The organism is Arcicella sp. GW821-FHT09D11 (genome assembly GCF_059416265.1).
Map to the genome: position 1 here is coordinate 151937 of NZ_JBWKOV010000006.1, position 15782 is coordinate 167718.

The 15782-nt window shown below is 37.4% G+C and carries 13 protein-coding genes; 7 read left to right on the forward strand and 6 right to left on the reverse strand.

Features of this window, described 5'->3' with window-relative positions; genetic code table 11:
• Window positions 1-5 precede the first annotated feature (5 nt).
• Entirely contained in the window at window positions 6-299 is a 294-nt protein-coding gene (locus AC07N0_RS17695; RefSeq protein ID WP_494590248.1) for a cupin domain-containing protein, read from the forward strand.
• A gap of 63 nt (window positions 300-362) precedes the next feature.
• Here AC07N0_RS17695 and AC07N0_RS17700 read toward each other — a convergent pair whose 3' ends face one another.
• The 6 genes from AC07N0_RS17700 to AC07N0_RS17725 form a co-directional block, all read right to left on the reverse strand.
• Window positions 363-572, reverse strand: a complete 210-nt coding sequence (locus AC07N0_RS17700) for a heavy-metal-associated domain-containing protein (protein WP_492803725.1) — start codon at window positions 570-572, stop codon at window positions 363-365.
• Window positions 573-601: 29 nt separating this feature from the next.
• The gene (locus tag AC07N0_RS17705) at window positions 602-2827 is read right to left on the reverse strand and encodes a heavy metal translocating P-type ATPase (protein WP_494590249.1); all 2226 of its coding nucleotides are present in this window, start codon (window positions 2825-2827) and stop codon (window positions 602-604) included.
• Window positions 2828-3000: 173 nt separating this feature from the next.
• A complete protein-coding gene (locus tag AC07N0_RS17710) occupies window positions 3001-3333 on the reverse strand; it encodes an L-rhamnose mutarotase (protein ID WP_494590250.1) in 333 nt (110 codons plus the stop codon).
• Between the two features lie 79 nt (window positions 3334-3412).
• Window positions 3413-4009: a gluconate 2-dehydrogenase subunit 3 family protein gene (locus AC07N0_RS17715; protein WP_494590251.1), complete on the reverse strand. Its 597-nt coding sequence runs from the start codon at window positions 4007-4009 to the stop codon at window positions 3413-3415.
• A 4-nt stretch (window positions 4010-4013) separates the two neighbouring features.
• Window positions 4014-5738 (reverse strand): GMC oxidoreductase, encoded by a 1725-nt coding sequence (locus AC07N0_RS17720; protein ID WP_494590253.1) that lies wholly within the window; start codon window positions 5736-5738, stop codon window positions 4014-4016.
• Between the two features lie 69 nt (window positions 5739-5807).
• Window positions 5808-6833 carry a LacI family DNA-binding transcriptional regulator gene (locus tag AC07N0_RS17725; protein WP_492803709.1) on the reverse strand — a complete coding sequence of 342 codons (1026 nt, stop codon included), beginning with the start codon at window positions 6831-6833 and terminating at the stop codon, window positions 5808-5810.
• Window positions 6834-7381: 548 nt separating this feature from the next.
• On the opposite strand from AC07N0_RS17725, the gene AC07N0_RS17730 reads away from it, so the two are divergent.
• The 6 genes from AC07N0_RS17730 (at window position 7382) to AC07N0_RS17755 (ending at window position 15666) form a co-directional block, all read left to right on the forward strand.
• Window positions 7382-8779 carry a Gfo/Idh/MocA family protein gene (locus tag AC07N0_RS17730; RefSeq protein ID WP_494590255.1) on the forward strand — a complete coding sequence of 466 codons (1398 nt, stop codon included), beginning with the start codon at window positions 7382-7384 and terminating at the stop codon, window positions 8777-8779.
• 33 nt (window positions 8780-8812) lie between these two features.
• Window positions 8813-10192: a putative oxidoreductase C-terminal domain-containing protein gene (locus AC07N0_RS17735; protein ID WP_494590256.1), complete on the forward strand. Its 1380-nt coding sequence runs from the start codon at window positions 8813-8815 to the stop codon at window positions 10190-10192.
• A gap of 17 nt (window positions 10193-10209) precedes the next feature.
• On the forward strand, window positions 10210-11376 hold the full coding sequence (locus tag AC07N0_RS17740; protein WP_494590257.1) for a Gfo/Idh/MocA family protein: 1167 nt from the start codon (window positions 10210-10212) through the stop codon (window positions 11374-11376).
• 42 nt (window positions 11377-11418) lie between these two features.
• A complete protein-coding gene (gene uxuA / locus AC07N0_RS17745; RefSeq protein WP_494590258.1) occupies window positions 11419-12633 on the forward strand; it encodes a mannonate dehydratase in 1215 nt (404 codons plus the stop codon).
• A 32-nt stretch (window positions 12634-12665) separates the two neighbouring features.
• Window positions 12666-14774 (forward strand): alpha-glucuronidase family glycosyl hydrolase, encoded by a 2109-nt coding sequence (locus AC07N0_RS17750; RefSeq protein WP_494590259.1) that lies wholly within the window; start codon window positions 12666-12668, stop codon window positions 14772-14774.
• 142 nt (window positions 14775-14916) lie between these two features.
• The gene (locus AC07N0_RS17755; RefSeq protein WP_494590260.1) at window positions 14917-15666 is read left to right on the forward strand and encodes an SDR family NAD(P)-dependent oxidoreductase; all 750 of its coding nucleotides are present in this window, start codon (window positions 14917-14919) and stop codon (window positions 15664-15666) included.
• Window positions 15667-15782: the final 116 nt, after the last annotated feature.

Genomic DNA, 15782 nt, shown 5'->3' on the forward strand with positions numbered 1-15782 from the left:
ATGTCATGGAAATAGGAAGTTTATTAGGAGGACAATACCCACTTGTTGAGAAAAAAATACAAGTACTCCAAGAAATAGCGGGAGCAAAAATTATATATAAGTCCTTTGAAAAAGGAGAGGAAATGCCATCGCATAGTAACCCAACAGATGTATTGGTAATAGTACAATCAGGAAAAATGAAGATTAAGCTTGAAGGAGTAGCGGATATTTTTCAAGCGGGCGATTTTATTCATTTTCAAGGGAAAGCACAGCATGAATTATTATGCCTAGAAAATGCTAAGATTTTGATTATTAAATAACTTGTATTTGTTTATCCTTCATGGGAATGAAGGATAAACTTTTGTAAAAGGTTAAACAGTTTACTATTCTTTTATTGTAAAGCCAGCTTTTTGCACAGCCTCAATTACCTCTTGACTTGTCAGTTCGTCTTCACCTGATACTTTAAGGATTTTATCAGGGTTTTCGATATCCACTTGCCAATTTTCTATATTCTCTACTTGATTGAGAAAAGGTTTTACTTTAGCTACGCAATTGTTACAATTGATATTGGTTTTGAATGTTAAAGTTGCCATCTTGAATTATGATTTAATGATGATACCAATCATCTATATTTTAAACGAATACTATTACTTACTACTGAAACCGAACTGAGTGCCATTGCCGCTCCTGCTATCATGGGATTGAGTAAAAAACCATTGAAAGGGAATAATACGCCTGCTGCTAATGGGATGCCTATTAGGTTATAAATGAATGCCCAAAATAAATTCTGATGAATAGTTGATACCGTTTGCTTAGAAAGCTTTAAGGCATTTGGGATTTTTAATAAATCAGAAGATATTAAAGTCATTTTAGCTACATCCATCGCAATATCCGAGCCTTTGCCCATCGCAATACTAATATCTGCTTGGGCTAACGCTTGCGAATCGTTGATACCATCACCAACCATCGCCACTACTTTGCCTTCTTTTTGTAGTTGCTTAATAAACAGTGCTTTATCATTGGGTAGTAAGCCCGCCTGTACATTTGTAATACCTACTTGGCTTGCTACTTTTTCTGCTGTTAAAGCATTATCACCTGTCAGCATATATACGTCAATACCTTGTTTTTGTAATTGTTGAATGGCTTCTGCTGAAGTACTTTTAATTTTATCTGTTATGGCAATAATGGCTATTATGTGAGCTTCATTGGCGAAAAGAATCACAGTTTTTCCTGACTTTTCTAAAGCGATAACCGCTTCATTATCAATAGTTTTTACTATATTTCCTATCCATTTTGGACTGCCGACAAAATACTTTTTACCTTCAAATGTAGCCTGTATTCCTTTGCCGACTATATTTTCAAAATCAATGAGAGATACAGATTTTGTCCCTTCTGATTTTAAATAGTGAGTCACCGCTTCTGCTAAAGGATGTGTAGAAAGACTCTCAAGGGAGAGTAAAATGCTTTTAAAAGTTTCGTTAACAGGTTCATCAAGCCAGATTAAATCACTTACAGAAGGCCTGCCTTCGGTTATTGTGCCTGTTTTATCTAAAATTATGGCATTGACCCTATGGGCAATTTCTAAGCTTTCAGCATCTTTTATCAAAATTCCATTTTCGGCACCTTTGCCTACTCCAACCATAATAGCGGTAGGCGTAGCCAAGCCTAAAGCACAGGGACAAGCAATGACCAATACTGATACGGAAGTTAATAAAGCATGCGTCAAAGCATTTTCTCCTCCGAAAATCATCCAAACGATAAAAGTTACTACCGCAATACCTAAAACGATTGGGACAAAAATACTGGCAATTTTATCGACCAATTTTTGTACAGGTGCTTTACTCCCTTGGGCTTCTTGTACCAATTGGATAATCTGCGCTAAGAATGTTTCATCGCCTACTTTTTCAGCAATGAATTTGAAACTACCTTGCTGATTTACAGTTCCTGAATATACTTTTGATCCCTTACTTTTTTCTACAGGCAAAGGCTCTCCACTCATCATGCTTTCATCTACAAATGAATTTCCTGAAAGTACTTTACCATCTACAGGTATTTTATCACCCGGACGAATCAAAATTCTATCGCTTACTTGTACGTCAGCAATGGGTATTTCTTTTTCTACGCCATTATCAATTATTAAAACTGTTTTAGGCTGTAAACCCATTAGTTTTTTGATGGCAGTAGAGGTATTAGCTTTAGCGTTTTCTTCTAATAATTTCCCCAACATAATAAATACAATGACCACAGCAGCAGCTTCGTAATATACATGAGCGTGCAAACCTCTATGGTGCCAAAATTCAGGGAAAAGAGTATTATATAAACTGAAGAGAAAAGCAATACCTGTACTTAAAGCCACAAGCGTATCCATATTAGCACTACCAGCACGGGTCTGTTTAAGCGCATTAACAAAGAATTGTCGCCCAAACCAGAGAAGAACAGGAGTAGTAAGTACCAACTCTATCCAATTAGCATAAGGCATATCCATCAAAAACATCCCAATGATTACCACGGGGAGCGTAAGAATACTCGCCCAGATTAAGTTTTGTTTGAGTGTTTTATAATGGTTTTGTTTAATGATGGTTTGTTGTTCTTTGGCTTTTTCGGGTGTTCCCAAAATTAAGCCGTAGCCGATAGCTTGGAGTTTTTCCTGTAAAAATTCTGGAGAAGTTAGAGAGGTATCAAATTGAATTTTAGCCGATTCGCTTGCAAAGTTTACACTTGATGCTAATACTCCATTTTGCTTATGAAGGGTATTCTCAACACTGCTAGCACAAGCAGCACAAGTCATCCCCGTTACGGGGATAACCAAGGTTTTTATGCTATGTTGAACACCTAATTCGCTTTCCATGATTTGTGAGATATTTTAATAACACAAAATTATGGGAAAGTATTAGCAGAGCACTTATATAATTATGGATAAAACTTACATAATTAATCTTATTCAGGTTTTTCCCTTCTTTTCATTATGAGTCTATCAGTAAAACAGCCAGTAATTTCTGAAAATTTACTGGCTGTTTTACTTTATACTAATTTAAAAATTCTATCCATCAAAAGCCACTTTTCGCCCTCTTTGGCAATGGGTAAAGCTGATTGGTATTTCCACATTAGTTTTTCCCATTCTTGTACTTTTGGATTATTGGTATCCATTTCTCCTTTTTTATCAAACGAAAAATCGTCTTCCGTTTCCATAATCATAAATAATCTATTCATGATTCGATAGATTTCCATATCTATTATGCCAGCGTTTAATATACTCGTCTTTATTTCTTCCCAAATGTTTTGATGATAGGCTTCATATTCAGCGATGAGCTGTGGGTTGTCAACTAAATCAAGGGCAAGACAAAATCTTTTCATTTTATTATGTTATATTTTTTGAGTGATATACCCAAAAGGCAAAAGTAAGTTCGAATACTCTTTTTTGATAAATACAATATTATTCATTCCAAGCATTACCTACTTTATCTAAGGGCATACAGGCAATAAATTCTCCGGGGATAGGGTCATACGTAAGTATTTCTTTACCCACTTTTTCAGAAGTATAATAGCCCAATAATGTCAAGCTTTTGAGCCTCCTAAAAAATGAAATAGGCGCTGGTTTTGCTACTAAAGTAATGCCCCAAGCACTAGGAGGGAGCTTGCCTGCTTCTTTATCTGCTTTTAATAAAAATGCTTCTTTTTCCGCCTGAGTACATTCAATAAAGGGCTTTTTGTAGGCTTCTTCGCAACTTTTATCAAACTTTCCTAAATCTTCTACAAAGGCTTTCTGGTCTACTTCTGAAAGTAAATCTTTTAACATTTTATCAATAAACTGAGGCACGCCAAGCTCTTTTGCTCCGGGTGTTTCTGTTTTTGGTAAAATTGTTTCTGTGATTTCTGCAATTAGGTTAGCCTGATTGTTTGAAAGAAATACAGGTTTCCAATTTAATTGCGCTTCTTTTTGGCAAGCAATAAATAGTTCAGACAGGGCACCAGCCGATAAACTGTAACCTATAAATAAGGATGTATTTTTAAGGACTTCTCTGCGATTCATGATGTTACAAATTTTTACGGTTCAACTCATTTACAGCAAAATCAACAGCACGTGCTGTAAGTGCCATATAAGTAATAGAAGGATTAACACAAGAAGCGGACGTCATACAAGCCCCGTCTGTTACAAATACATTAGGCACAGAATGAATTTGATTATTGCCATTCAATACCGAAGTCTTAGGGTCTTTTCCCATTCTGGCAGTTCCCATTTCGTGTACACCTACGCCCAGTCCACCTGCATTATCAAAAGTTTTTACATTTTTAAAGCCTGCATTTTCCAACATTTCGGCAGCATCTATCCTGATTTGCTCACGCATTTTCATTTCATTTTCTTTCAATCCAGCATCAAAAACTAGTTGTGGAATACCCCATTTGTCGGTTTTTTTAGCGTCTAAGCTTACCATATTGTCGTGGTATGGTAATACTTCCCCAAAACCCATCAATGCCATTCCCCAGCCTCCTGGCTTAAATAATGATTCTTTAAAGGCTGCACCGATGCCTTCTTCACTTACGCCTCTTCCCCAGTTGCCTCTGCCAGCACCTGCCCCTTGATAATCATAACCACGAATAAAGTTTGGATTTTTAGAAGCGTCATTCAAATTTACGTATCTTGGAATAAACAAGCCTGTTGGCTTACGGCCTTTGTAATATTGGTCTTCAAAGCCATCATAAGACCCCATTGCTCCTGTTCTATAGTGATGGTCCATTAAATTATGTCCTAATTCACCACTATCATTCCCCATTCCATTCGGGAAACGGCTTGATTTGGAATTTAATAAAATCTGCGTGGTGGCTAAAGTAGAAGCACAGCTAAAAATGATTTTGGCTTTGAAAATAATCTCTTCTTTTGTCTCGCTATCAATTACTCTTACACCCGTAGCACGTTGTGTTTTTTCGTCATAGATGATAGAATGAACAATAGAGTTTGGACGGATAGAAAAGTTGCCAGTATTGTTTGCAGCGGGTAAGGTAGCAGCATTACTACTAAAGTATGCCCCGAATGGGCAACCTCTTGAGCAACGGTTGCGGTTTTGGCATTTTCCACGTCCCAAGGCTAAGTGTTGTGGCTGTGGTTCAGTTAGATGTGCTACACGTCCAGTAGTTACTGGGCGACCATTGAATTTTTTAGCTACCTCTGTTTTAAAATGTTTTTCTAAGCAATTTAATTCAAACGGAGGAAGGAATTCACCATCGGGCAAATGGTCAAGGCCTAATTTTTCGCCACTCACGCCCACAAATTTCTCAACATAAGAATACCAAGGAGCCAAATCTTTGTAACGTATAGGCCAGTCGATAGCAATACCATCTTTTGCATTGGCTTCAAAATCTAAATCGCTCCAACGATACACGTGTTTTCCCCAAGTGAGTGAACGCCCACCAACATGATTACCCCGAATCCAGTCGAAACGTTGTTTTTCCTGATAGGGATTATCAATATCATTCGTAAAAAAATGTTTGACTGATTCTCCCACGAAACCACTTCGTATCTGGATATGTTGCTTTTGTTGGTCTTCATACGAAAGTCCACCACGATGTTCAAGTTCCCAATGATCTAACATCATAGTAGGATAATCTTCCACATGGTTTACCATTCTTCCTTTTTCAAGTACTAATGTCTTTAGACCTTTCTCACAAAGTTCTTTAGCAGCCCAACCGCCACTCATTCCAGAGCCAATCACGATGGCATCGTAGGTATTATCTTTATTGATTTTAACGTTCAGATTTGGCATAAATTAATTATTAAATTGCATTCCTCTAAGGTCGAGGATATTTCTTGAAAATGCAATTTTTAATCAAAGCTAATCTTTTGAAAACAGACTTGATTCTCTTATAATCAATTCAGAGCGTAAAGTAATCGTAGTAGTAGTATCCAGATTCAAATTGCCTTTTAAGTGATTTATCATGCTTTTTACAGCCATTTCTCCCATTTCTTTGGCAGGATAATGAATGGTAGTTAGTTTGGGTGAAATTACTTGTGAAACAGGGTCATTATTAAAGCCTACTACCGAAATATCGTTAGGGATATCTATATTCAAATCTTTCAAAGTAGCTATACAGCTTACCGCACATAAATCACTGGCAATAAAAAGAGCATCAGGCTTGTGGGTTAAAGCCTTTATCCGATGAGCCACCTCTCTTCCTGCCTCTAGACTAAGTGCTGTTACCCACACATTATCTTGATTCAGAGGAATACCTTGTTCTATAAGTGCTTGTTGATATCCTTTAAGGCGGTCGGAATAAACATTCCTTTTTAAATTACCTGTAATATGTACAATATTGCTTCTACCTTGCTCAATCAGGTGTTTGGTAGCTTCATAACCCGCCTTGGCATTATCAATGACGATATCTGGACAATCACTATTTTCAAAAATACGGTCGAAAAAAATTAAAGGAATTTTCTTTTTCAGAAAAGGCTGAAAATGTTCAAAGGAATCGGTATCGAAAGCCACAGAAGCCAGTAAGCCATCTACCCGACTGCTAAACATGGTTTTGGCGTTGGCGATTTCTTTTTTTTGTGATTCTAGTGATTGGCTGATAATCAAATTAAAACCTTCTTCATTTGCCACTTTCTCCATCCCTGCAATGACAGTAGACATGATGTAGCTATTTAGCCTAGGCACAATCACACCGATAGTATTCGTTTTTTGTCTACGAAGATTGCTTGCAAATTTATTAGAACGATAGCCCAATTCGGTGGCTCTGGTATTGACTAATAACTTAGTTTTTTCATTGATAGCAGGATGATCATTTAAAGCCCTGCTGACGGTTGCGGGGGATAACTTTAATTGACTTGCGATGTCGTAAATAGTTATTTCTTTACTCATGATATAAATTTTATGCCCCTTCCAGATGCCTAGTGCTAGAAAATTATGCTTGGGATTTCTTTCATTGGATAATTATGGTACAATTATAAAACAATTTTATGCAACAATTGAAAATATTACAGTATTAATGTTTATAAATGATTTGACCTTTCTTAACCTGATTTATCATTTAATGGTCATTTATGCATTTTTTGGCCTATATTACAGCTTTTTTATTTTTTGTGAAACTGAATAATAAAATATTTAATTGGAATAATTATAAAAAAATTATGCAACCGATTGCATAATAAAAATTAATTTCCATCTTTACATTCTCAATTAAAATAACAATATTTAAGTAGCATAAACCAGTAGATATAGCATGTCATAATACTTTTGATACCAGCGACATAAGCATTGTTTTACACCATAAAATATAAGAATATTTATACAGAATGCTATTGAAATTATGTTAATAAGCATGCTAGTGAATAAAAGCTTGTAGTATGAAAATGCACATTAGTTAGTAAAGTATTAAGAACCTTTTTAATTTTTGAAAATAAACGGATATGTCACAAGAACAGAAAAATGTAATATCTAGAAGACAATTTCTTGATTTAGGTATCAAAGGAACTTTAGCAAGTTCTATCATTACAGGTTTTCCAACCATTGTTCCAGCCTCTGTATTTGGGAAGAATGCACCCAGCAATAGAATAAACATCGGAGCAATTGGTACAGGTAGGATTTCAAGAGGGCACGATATGCCCGGCGTTTGGAAATTCGATAATGCTCAGATAATGGCAGTGTGTGATTTAGATAGCAATCGTGCTGAATCAGCTAAAAAGCTAGTAAATGATTTTTATTCAAAGAAAACAGGAAAAGATTTCGATGGTGTAACGACCTATACAGATTATCGCGAACTGTTACTCAACAAAGATATTGATGCGGTATTGGTAAGTACGCCTGACCATTGGCATGCCCCAATAGTGATTCATGCTGTAGGTGCCAAGAAAGATGTATATATGCAAAAGCCCGCTTCTTTGACTATTTCAGAAGGCAGAATGATGGCGAATGCAGTGAAAAAATCAGGAAGGATAGTACAGGTAGGAAGTCAGCAACGTTCATCAAACCAATTTAGGTATGCCGCAGAATTGGTAAGAAATGGTAGAATTGGTACTTTAAAAACGGTTTACGTAGGCTTACCGGGTGACCCATCAGGCGATGAAGAATCTCAAATGCCTATCCCGAAAAATCTTAATTATGATATGTGGCTGGGAACTACGCCAGACGTATATTATACTGAAAAAAGAGTACACCCTCAATCAGGTTTCGACCGTCCAGGTTGGTTGCGTTGTGAACAATTTGGGGCAGGTATGATAACAGGGTGGGGGTCACACCATATAGACTGTGCCCACTGGGCTATGAATACAGAACACACAGGTCCTATTGAGATTTGGGGTAAAGCGGATTTCCCTAAAAAAGGACTATGGAATGTTCATGGAATTTTCAGAACTGAGGCGTTGTATGAAAACGGCGTGAGGATGGTTGTAAGCAATGAACTGCCCAACGGTATTAAATTTGAAGGAACAGAAGGCTGGATTTTTGTATCAAGAGGAGATGCAGCCGTTACTTCTAGCGACCCTACAGCGAAACAAAACGCCCCCAAAGCCTTGGACGCTAGCGACCCTAAAATAATAACGTCTGTCATTGGTGATAACGAAACGCACTTAACAGTTAGTAAAGATCATCATGGAAACTGGTTGGAAAGCATTGTTTCTAGAAAAGAACCTATTGCGCCCACAGAAATAGGACACCGTTCATGTACTGCTTGTTTGTTACACCATGCAGCAATGAAGCTTGATAGGAAACTATTTTGGAATCCAAAGCAAGAAAGATTTATCAATGACCCAGAAGCAAATTTACTGTTAGCCAGAGAGCAACGAGCACCTTATGCTATCAAAATTTAACAATGTTTTATTAGAGAATAAAAAGAGATAATAATGAAATTAATTAATAAGGCACTTTTGGGTATTGGATTAGGATTGTGTTCAAGTGTATATGCACAAGCACAATCAGCGCCAGCAGTAAAAATAATCACCCTCGACCCTGGGCATTTTCATGCGGCACTAGTTCAAAAAAATATGTATCCAGATGTAAGTCCGATAGTACATGTTTATGCACCTGCTGGTAATGACGTGCAGTTTCATTTAGATAGAATAAATTCTTATAATGCTAGGGCTGATAATCCTACTCATTGGCAAGAAAAAGTATATACAGGAAGCGATTATCTTGAAAAGATGCTATCTGAAAAAGCAGGCAATGTAATAGTGATAGCTGGAAACAATAGAATCAAAGCAGATTATTTAGAGAAATCGGTCAATGCAGGATTCAATGTACTTGCTGACAAACCGATGATTATCGATGCCAAAGATTTCACGAGGCTAAAAGCTACTTTTAGTAATGCTGCTAAAAAGAAAGTATTGCTTTATGATATCATGACTGAACGCTATGAAATCAGCACGATGCTTCAAAGGGCATTTTCAGGGATTCCTGCTGTGTTTGGCACGTTAGAAAAAGGAACGCCTGATAATCCCGCAGTTACGAAAGAAAGCGTTCACCATTTTTATAAGTATGTATCTGGCAGTGTATTAACGCGACCAACTTGGTTTATGGATGCCGCTCAACAAGGTGAAGGTGTGGTGGATGTGACAACGCATTTGGTAGATTTGATTCAATGGGAATGTTTCCCTGAACAAGTGATTGACTATCAAAAAGATGTCAACATAACCAGTGCCAAGCGTTGGACCACAGACATGACTTTGAGTCAGTTTAAAACGATTACTAAAACAGATGGTTTTCCTGCATTTTTGAAGAAAGACTTAGCCAATGATACTACCCTGAAAATATATGCAAATGGGGAAATCAATTATCAACTAAAAGGTGTTCATTCCAAAACTTCTGTAATATGGGCGTATAAAGCACCAGAGGGTGGTGGCGATACGCATTATTCTATCATGCGTGGTACAAAAGCTAATCTTATCATCCGTCAGGGAGCAGAGCAAGGTTATAAACCAACATTGTATATCGAACCTATCAATCCTGCTGATACTTATGAACCTGCTCTTTTAAAAGCAGTAACAGCTTTGCAAAAGAGTTTTGAAGGAATTGCTGTAAAGAAAAATGCAAAAGGGTGGGAAGTGTTGATACCAGAAAAATATAAAGAAGGTCATGAAGCCCATTTTGGGCGAGTTGCCGAAAAATACTTGGAATTTTTGAAAGCGGGTAAATTACCTTCATGGGAAATACCTAATATGATTTCAAAATATTACACAACAACCAAGGCTTTGGAGATTGCTAAAAAAACTCAATCTAACAAGTAGAAAAACTGAAAAAAACGATGGAAAACGGACAAAACAATCGCAGAGATTTTCTTAAAAATACGCTTTCTTCAGCAGCGGGCATGGTGTTAATGTCGGGTGTTTCGCAAGAAATTATGGCTGGTGCTACCAAAATAGAGACTAGCAGTTCACCATACATTCATAGACACCTTGCGCCTAAAATTAAATTTGCAGTTATAGGCATGAACCACGCCCATATTTACGGTCAGGTTGAGGCAGTAATTCGTGGGGGAGGAGAATTGGTTTCATTTTATGCTAAAGAGGCAGATTTAGTAGCCAATTTTGCCAAAAAATATCCAAATGCTAAGTTGGCTTTGAGCGAAACAGAAATTCTGGAAGATAAGTCGATACAATTGGTGTTGAGTTCGATTATTGCTAATGAAAGAGCTCCACTAGGCATTAGAGTGATGAAACATGGGAAAGACTATATGTCGGATAAACCCGGTATTACAACGCTTGAACAATTGGCAGAAGTAAGGAAAGTACAAAAAGCTACCAAGCGAATTTACTCTATCATGTATAGCGAACGTTTTGAAAATAAAGCGACAGTAAAGGCTGGAGAACTTGTAAAGGCTGGTGCTATTGGTAAGGTAGTACAAACTATTGGTTTGGGCCCTCATAGAATTAATGCTAATTCAAGACCTGCTTGGTTTTTTGATAAAAAACAATTTGGAGGTATCCTGTGTGACATTGGTTCGCATCAATGCGACCAGTTTTTGTTTTTTACAGGCTCAACAAAAGCAGAAGTAGTAGCTTCACAAATTGCTAATGTCAATCATCCTCAATACCCATTATTTGAAGATTTTGGTGATGTGATGTTGCGTGGTAACGAAGGTTCTGGCTATGTGAGAGTTGACTGGTTTTCGCCAGATGGACTGAAAACGTGGGGAGATGGTCGCCTTACTATTTTGGGTACAGAAGGATATATTGAGATTCGTAAAAATATAGACATAGCAAGCTATGACCATGGGAATAATTTATACTTGGTAAACAACAAGGAAACTAAGTACATAGATTGTAGCAATGAGTTTTTACCTTATGGAGAACAATTAGTGAATGATATTGTGAATCGTACAGAAACCGCGATGACGCAAGAACATTGCTTTTTGGCAACAGAATTATCTATTAAAGCCCAGACACTTGCACATAAGTTAACAAAAGCATAAGGTTTTTGTACCTATCGATTTTTAATTATTAGCTTACATAATATGAGTATGATGCACACAATGCGTTGGTTCGGACCCAACGATCCCGTTTCACTGATGCACATCCGACAAGCAGGTTGTTCGGGTATAGTTTCGGCTTTACACCAAATTCCTGTAGGAGAAATCTGGACTGTCGAAAAAATCAAGGAACGTATACAGATAATAGAAGCTGACAATGCACAGTATAGTCCGCTTACATGGGTAGTAGTAGAAAGTTTACCTGTACACGAGGACATCAAAAAAGGATTGCCTTCGCGTGAGCAATACATTGAAAACTACAAAACCTCATTACAGAACCTAGCAGCTTGTGGCATCAAAACGGTTTGCTATAATTTTATGCCTGTATTGGATTGGTCTCGTACTAATTTGAATTATGAAATGCCAGATGGTGCTAAAGCCCTTAGGTTTGTTTGGGAAGATTTTGCGCTGTTTGATTTATACATTCTGAAAAGACCCAATGCAGAACAGGATTATACAGAAGCAGTACAAATTTCAGCATTAGAAAAAATGAAAGCAATGTCTGCTGAAGAGCTTGCTTTGCTTACCAATACTGTTTTATTAGGTTTGCCAGGTTCGGAAGAAGCTTTTGAATTAACTAATTTTCAGGCACTTTTAGATAATTATAAACATATTGGTGATGCTGAATTACGGGCAAATTTATACTACTTTATTCAGCAGATAGCACCCTTAGCCCAAGAGCTAGGAGTAAATTTGTGTATTCACCCTGATGACCCACCAAAATCATTGTTGGGTTTGCCAAGGGTAGTAAGTACCGAAAATGATTTAGCCCAACTAATGGCCGCGGCTGATGTAACAGCTAATGGAATTACTTTTTGTACAGGTTCTTTAGGGATAAGAGATGACAATGATTTACCAAAAATGATTCAGCAATTTGGAGAACGTATTCATTTTATTCATTTACGTACTACTAAACGAGAAGAGAATCCACTCAATTTTCATGAAGCAGCCCATTTGGATGGTGACGTAGATATGTATGAAGTGGTAAAAGCCATTGTGCTAGAACAAAATCGAAGAAAAGAAACCAACGAAGGCGTTGTGTCGATTCCGATGCGACCAGACCACGGGCATTTGATGTTAGATGATTTAGAGAAAACAGGCAAGCAGAAATCGTATCCAGGCTATTCTGCCATTGGTCGTTTAAAAGGCTTGGCGGAATTAAGAGGTTTAGAATTAGGAATAGAACGCAGTCTGAAATAATCCATTATTATTGCCAAAAAAATTATAGCATTATGTACAAAAAAATAATAGGGTTTTTACTATTTTTTGTCAGTATGAATACCTTTGCCGACGATGGTTATCGTTTGTGGTTAAAATATGATTTAATCAGCAATAAACAACAGCGAGAAAATTATGCGCATTTTACAAAATTTATTGTCGCCAATGCTCAGAACGAAATCATCAAAGTAGCTACTGATGAATTAAAAAGTGGTTTACAAGGATTGCTTGGTAAGCAAGTTTCAGTATTGAGTACCTCAAAAAATGCAGGTGGAATTGTACTTCAACTTTCGAAAAATCAAGCATTGAATGATGAAGGATTTACCATTATCAATCAGAATGGCAATGTAGTGGTTTCTGGTAATACCGAAAAAGGAATATTGTACGGAACATTTGAATTGCTAAGAAGTATTCAGACAGGAAAATCGTTAGCAAATATCTTTATCACAAGTAATCCTAAAATCAAACTACGGATGTTAAACCATTGGGATAACCCTTTGGGAACTATCGAAAGAGGTTATGCAGGCTCATCTTTATGGAAATGGTATGAATTACCAGAAAACATAGACCCTCGCTACAAAGATTATGCGCGTGCCAATGCTTCAATTGGTATTAATGCTACAGTAGTGAACAATGTAAATGCTAGTGCAAGATTCATGACCAAAGAATACCTTTTAAAGGTAAAAGCCTTGGCTGATGTTTTTCGTCCGTATGGTATTCAAATATTTTTATCGGTGAATTTTGCTGCTCCTAAAATTTTAAAGGGAGCTAAAACATCCGACCCGCTCGACCCCCAAGTACGTGCTTGGTGGCAAGCCAAAACGAAGGAAATTTACAGGATTATCCCAGATTTTGGAGGGTATTTGGTAAAAGCGAATTCCGAAGGAGAGCCTGGACCACAGGATTTTGGAAGAACCCATGCAGACGGGGCTAATATGTTGGCAGAAGCCTTAAAACCATACACTGGGGTAGTTATTTGGCGTGCCTTTGTGTATAAACCAAGTTCAAAAGATGACCCCAAAGGTGACCGCTATAAAGAAGCTTATAACGATTTCAAACCACTAGACGGGCAATTTGATAAGAAGGTAATTGTTCAGGTAAAAAATGGCCCGATTGATTTTCAAGCCCGTGAGCCTTTTCATCCACTTTTTGGAGCCATGCCTAAAACACCATTAGCGATGGAGTTCCAGATTACCCAAGAGTATCTGGGATTTTCTACCAATTTGGTTTATTTAGCACCCCTCTTCAAAGAATGTCTTGAATCTGATACTTATGTAAAAGGGAAAGGCTCTACCGTAGCTAAAGTGGTTGATGGCTCTTTGCATGATTATAATTTGACGGCGATTGCTGGGGTAGCCAATACGGGTTCTGACCGTAATTGGACAGGACATTTTATGTCTCAAGCGAATTGGTATGCATTTGGTAGATTGGCGTGGAATCATGAATTATCATCAGCGCAAATTGCAGATGAATGGACTAAAATGACTTTAAGTCAAGACGAGAAAGCAGTAAAAACGGTCACGAATATATTGTTAGCCTCGCGTGAAAACTATGTGAATTTCACTACTCCGTTGGGGCTTCATCATATTATGGGACAAGGTATTCATTACGGCCCTGAACCTTGGTTAGAAAGAAGTGCACGTCCTGACTGGGCATCGGCATATTATCACCGTGCAGATAGTGTAGGTCTTGGTTTTGATAGAACTAAAAAAGGAACAGAAGCCCTTTTACTATATGCACCAGAAGTACAAAATCAATGGAATGACCCTAGCAAAACTCCATTGCCCTATTTACTGTGGTTTCATCATGTAGGCTGGAAAACTAAATTATCAACAGGAAATACCCTTTGGGATGAACTTTGTACTAGGTATTATACAGGATTAGCCTCGGTAAAGGAAATGCGTCAGCAATGGGCATCTGTAAAGCAGAATGTAGATAAAGAAATTTTTGAAGATGTGGCAGGGCGACTAGCTGTACAGGAAAGAGAAGCCGTTTGGTGGAGAGATGCCTGTGTGTTGTATTTTCAGCAATATTCAAAAATGCCAATTCCTGCTCCTTTCCCTAAACCAGAAAGAAGTCTGGATGAAGTAAAAACATTAGTAGAAACGTATCAATTAAGGTAGCGGTGAGCTTTGAGCTAATAGCAATGAGTTTTTTCTTGATGCTATAAATTCTTTAGCACACATAGACATTTATTATAATATTTAAAAATCAACAGTAAAAAAGCTAATGGCTCATAGCTATTAGCTTAAAGCTAAAAAAAATATGTTTTCATTAGAAGGAAAAATTGCCCTGATTACTGGGGGCGGAAGTGGAATAGGCTTTGCGATTGCTCAGTGCATGATTGCAGCAGGAGCGAAAGTAGTTATTACTGGTAGACGTGAGCAAGCCTTAAAAGATGCGGTTGGTGAATTGGGTGATAGCGCTTTTTATATTGTGAATGATGTAACTGCTCTAGAACACTTAGAAGGCTTGGTAGAGCAAATAGAAAGTGAAATAGGTGCTATTGATATTTTAGTAAATAATGCAGGTATCAATATGAAAAAATTCGCAGTAGAAGTAACTGACGAAGATTTCAACCGTATTGTGCATACAAATTTGAATGCTGTTTTTGCTTTAACCCGTGCCTGTGCTAAAAAAATGTTACCACGTAAGAAAGGCTCAATTTTGATGATTTCTTCCATGGCAGCCTATTATGGGATAGACAGAGTAGTAGCCTATACAGCATCAAAATGTGGGGTAGAAGGCATGGTAAAGGCATTAGCAATGGAGTTTTCTGTCGACAATGTGCGTGTAAATGCGATTGCACCAGGGTTTATCGAAACGGCAATGTCACAAACTGCCATGAATTCAGACCCTGCTAGAAAGCACAAAGCACTAGACCGCACACCTATGGGATACTTTGGTAAACCAGAAGACATTGGTATGGCAGCCGTATTTTTATCATCAGAAGCTGCTAAATATATTACTGGAGCGTCGTTACCTGTAGATGGCGGAAATTCAATAGGTTTTTAATGATTACCTAACCATTAATTATCATTAGCTATAGAACCAATTGGGGCTATAGTATCAAACAGTTCTTATGTGTTCTAGTTTTTTATTGTAATAATCTTGTAAAAAGCAGATATTAT

What these genes read in the sequence shown, in the direction of transcription:
- AC07N0_RS17695 (WP_494590248.1), top strand. Translation starts at nt 6, where the DNA reads ATGGAAATAGGAAGTTTATTAGGAGGACAATACCCACTTGTTGAGAAA.
- AC07N0_RS17700 (WP_492803725.1), bottom strand. Translation starts at nt 572, where the DNA reads ATGGCAACTTTAACATTCAAAACCAATATCAATTGTAACAATTGCGTA.
- AC07N0_RS17705 (WP_494590249.1), bottom strand. Translation starts at nt 2,827, where the DNA reads ATGGAAAGCGAATTAGGTGTTCAACATAGCATAAAAACCTTGGTTATC.
- AC07N0_RS17710 (WP_494590250.1), bottom strand. Translation starts at nt 3,333, where the DNA reads ATGAAAAGATTTTGTCTTGCCCTTGATTTAGTTGACAACCCACAGCTC.
- AC07N0_RS17715 (WP_494590251.1), bottom strand. Translation starts at nt 4,009, where the DNA reads ATGAATCGCAGAGAAGTCCTTAAAAATACATCCTTATTTATAGGTTAC.
- AC07N0_RS17720 (WP_494590253.1), bottom strand. Translation starts at nt 5,738, where the DNA reads ATGCCAAATCTGAACGTTAAAATCAATAAAGATAATACCTACGATGCC.
- AC07N0_RS17725 (WP_492803709.1), bottom strand. Translation starts at nt 6,833, where the DNA reads ATGAGTAAAGAAATAACTATTTACGACATCGCAAGTCAATTAAAGTTA.
- AC07N0_RS17730 (WP_494590255.1), top strand. Translation starts at nt 7,382, where the DNA reads ATGTCACAAGAACAGAAAAATGTAATATCTAGAAGACAATTTCTTGAT.
- AC07N0_RS17735 (WP_494590256.1), top strand. Translation starts at nt 8,813, where the DNA reads ATGAAATTAATTAATAAGGCACTTTTGGGTATTGGATTAGGATTGTGT.
- AC07N0_RS17740 (WP_494590257.1), top strand. Translation starts at nt 10,210, where the DNA reads ATGGAAAACGGACAAAACAATCGCAGAGATTTTCTTAAAAATACGCTT.
- uxuA (WP_494590258.1), top strand. Translation starts at nt 11,419, where the DNA reads ATGAGTATGATGCACACAATGCGTTGGTTCGGACCCAACGATCCCGTT.
- AC07N0_RS17750 (WP_494590259.1), top strand. Translation starts at nt 12,666, where the DNA reads ATGTACAAAAAAATAATAGGGTTTTTACTATTTTTTGTCAGTATGAAT.
- AC07N0_RS17755 (WP_494590260.1), top strand. Translation starts at nt 14,917, where the DNA reads ATGTTTTCATTAGAAGGAAAAATTGCCCTGATTACTGGGGGCGGAAGT.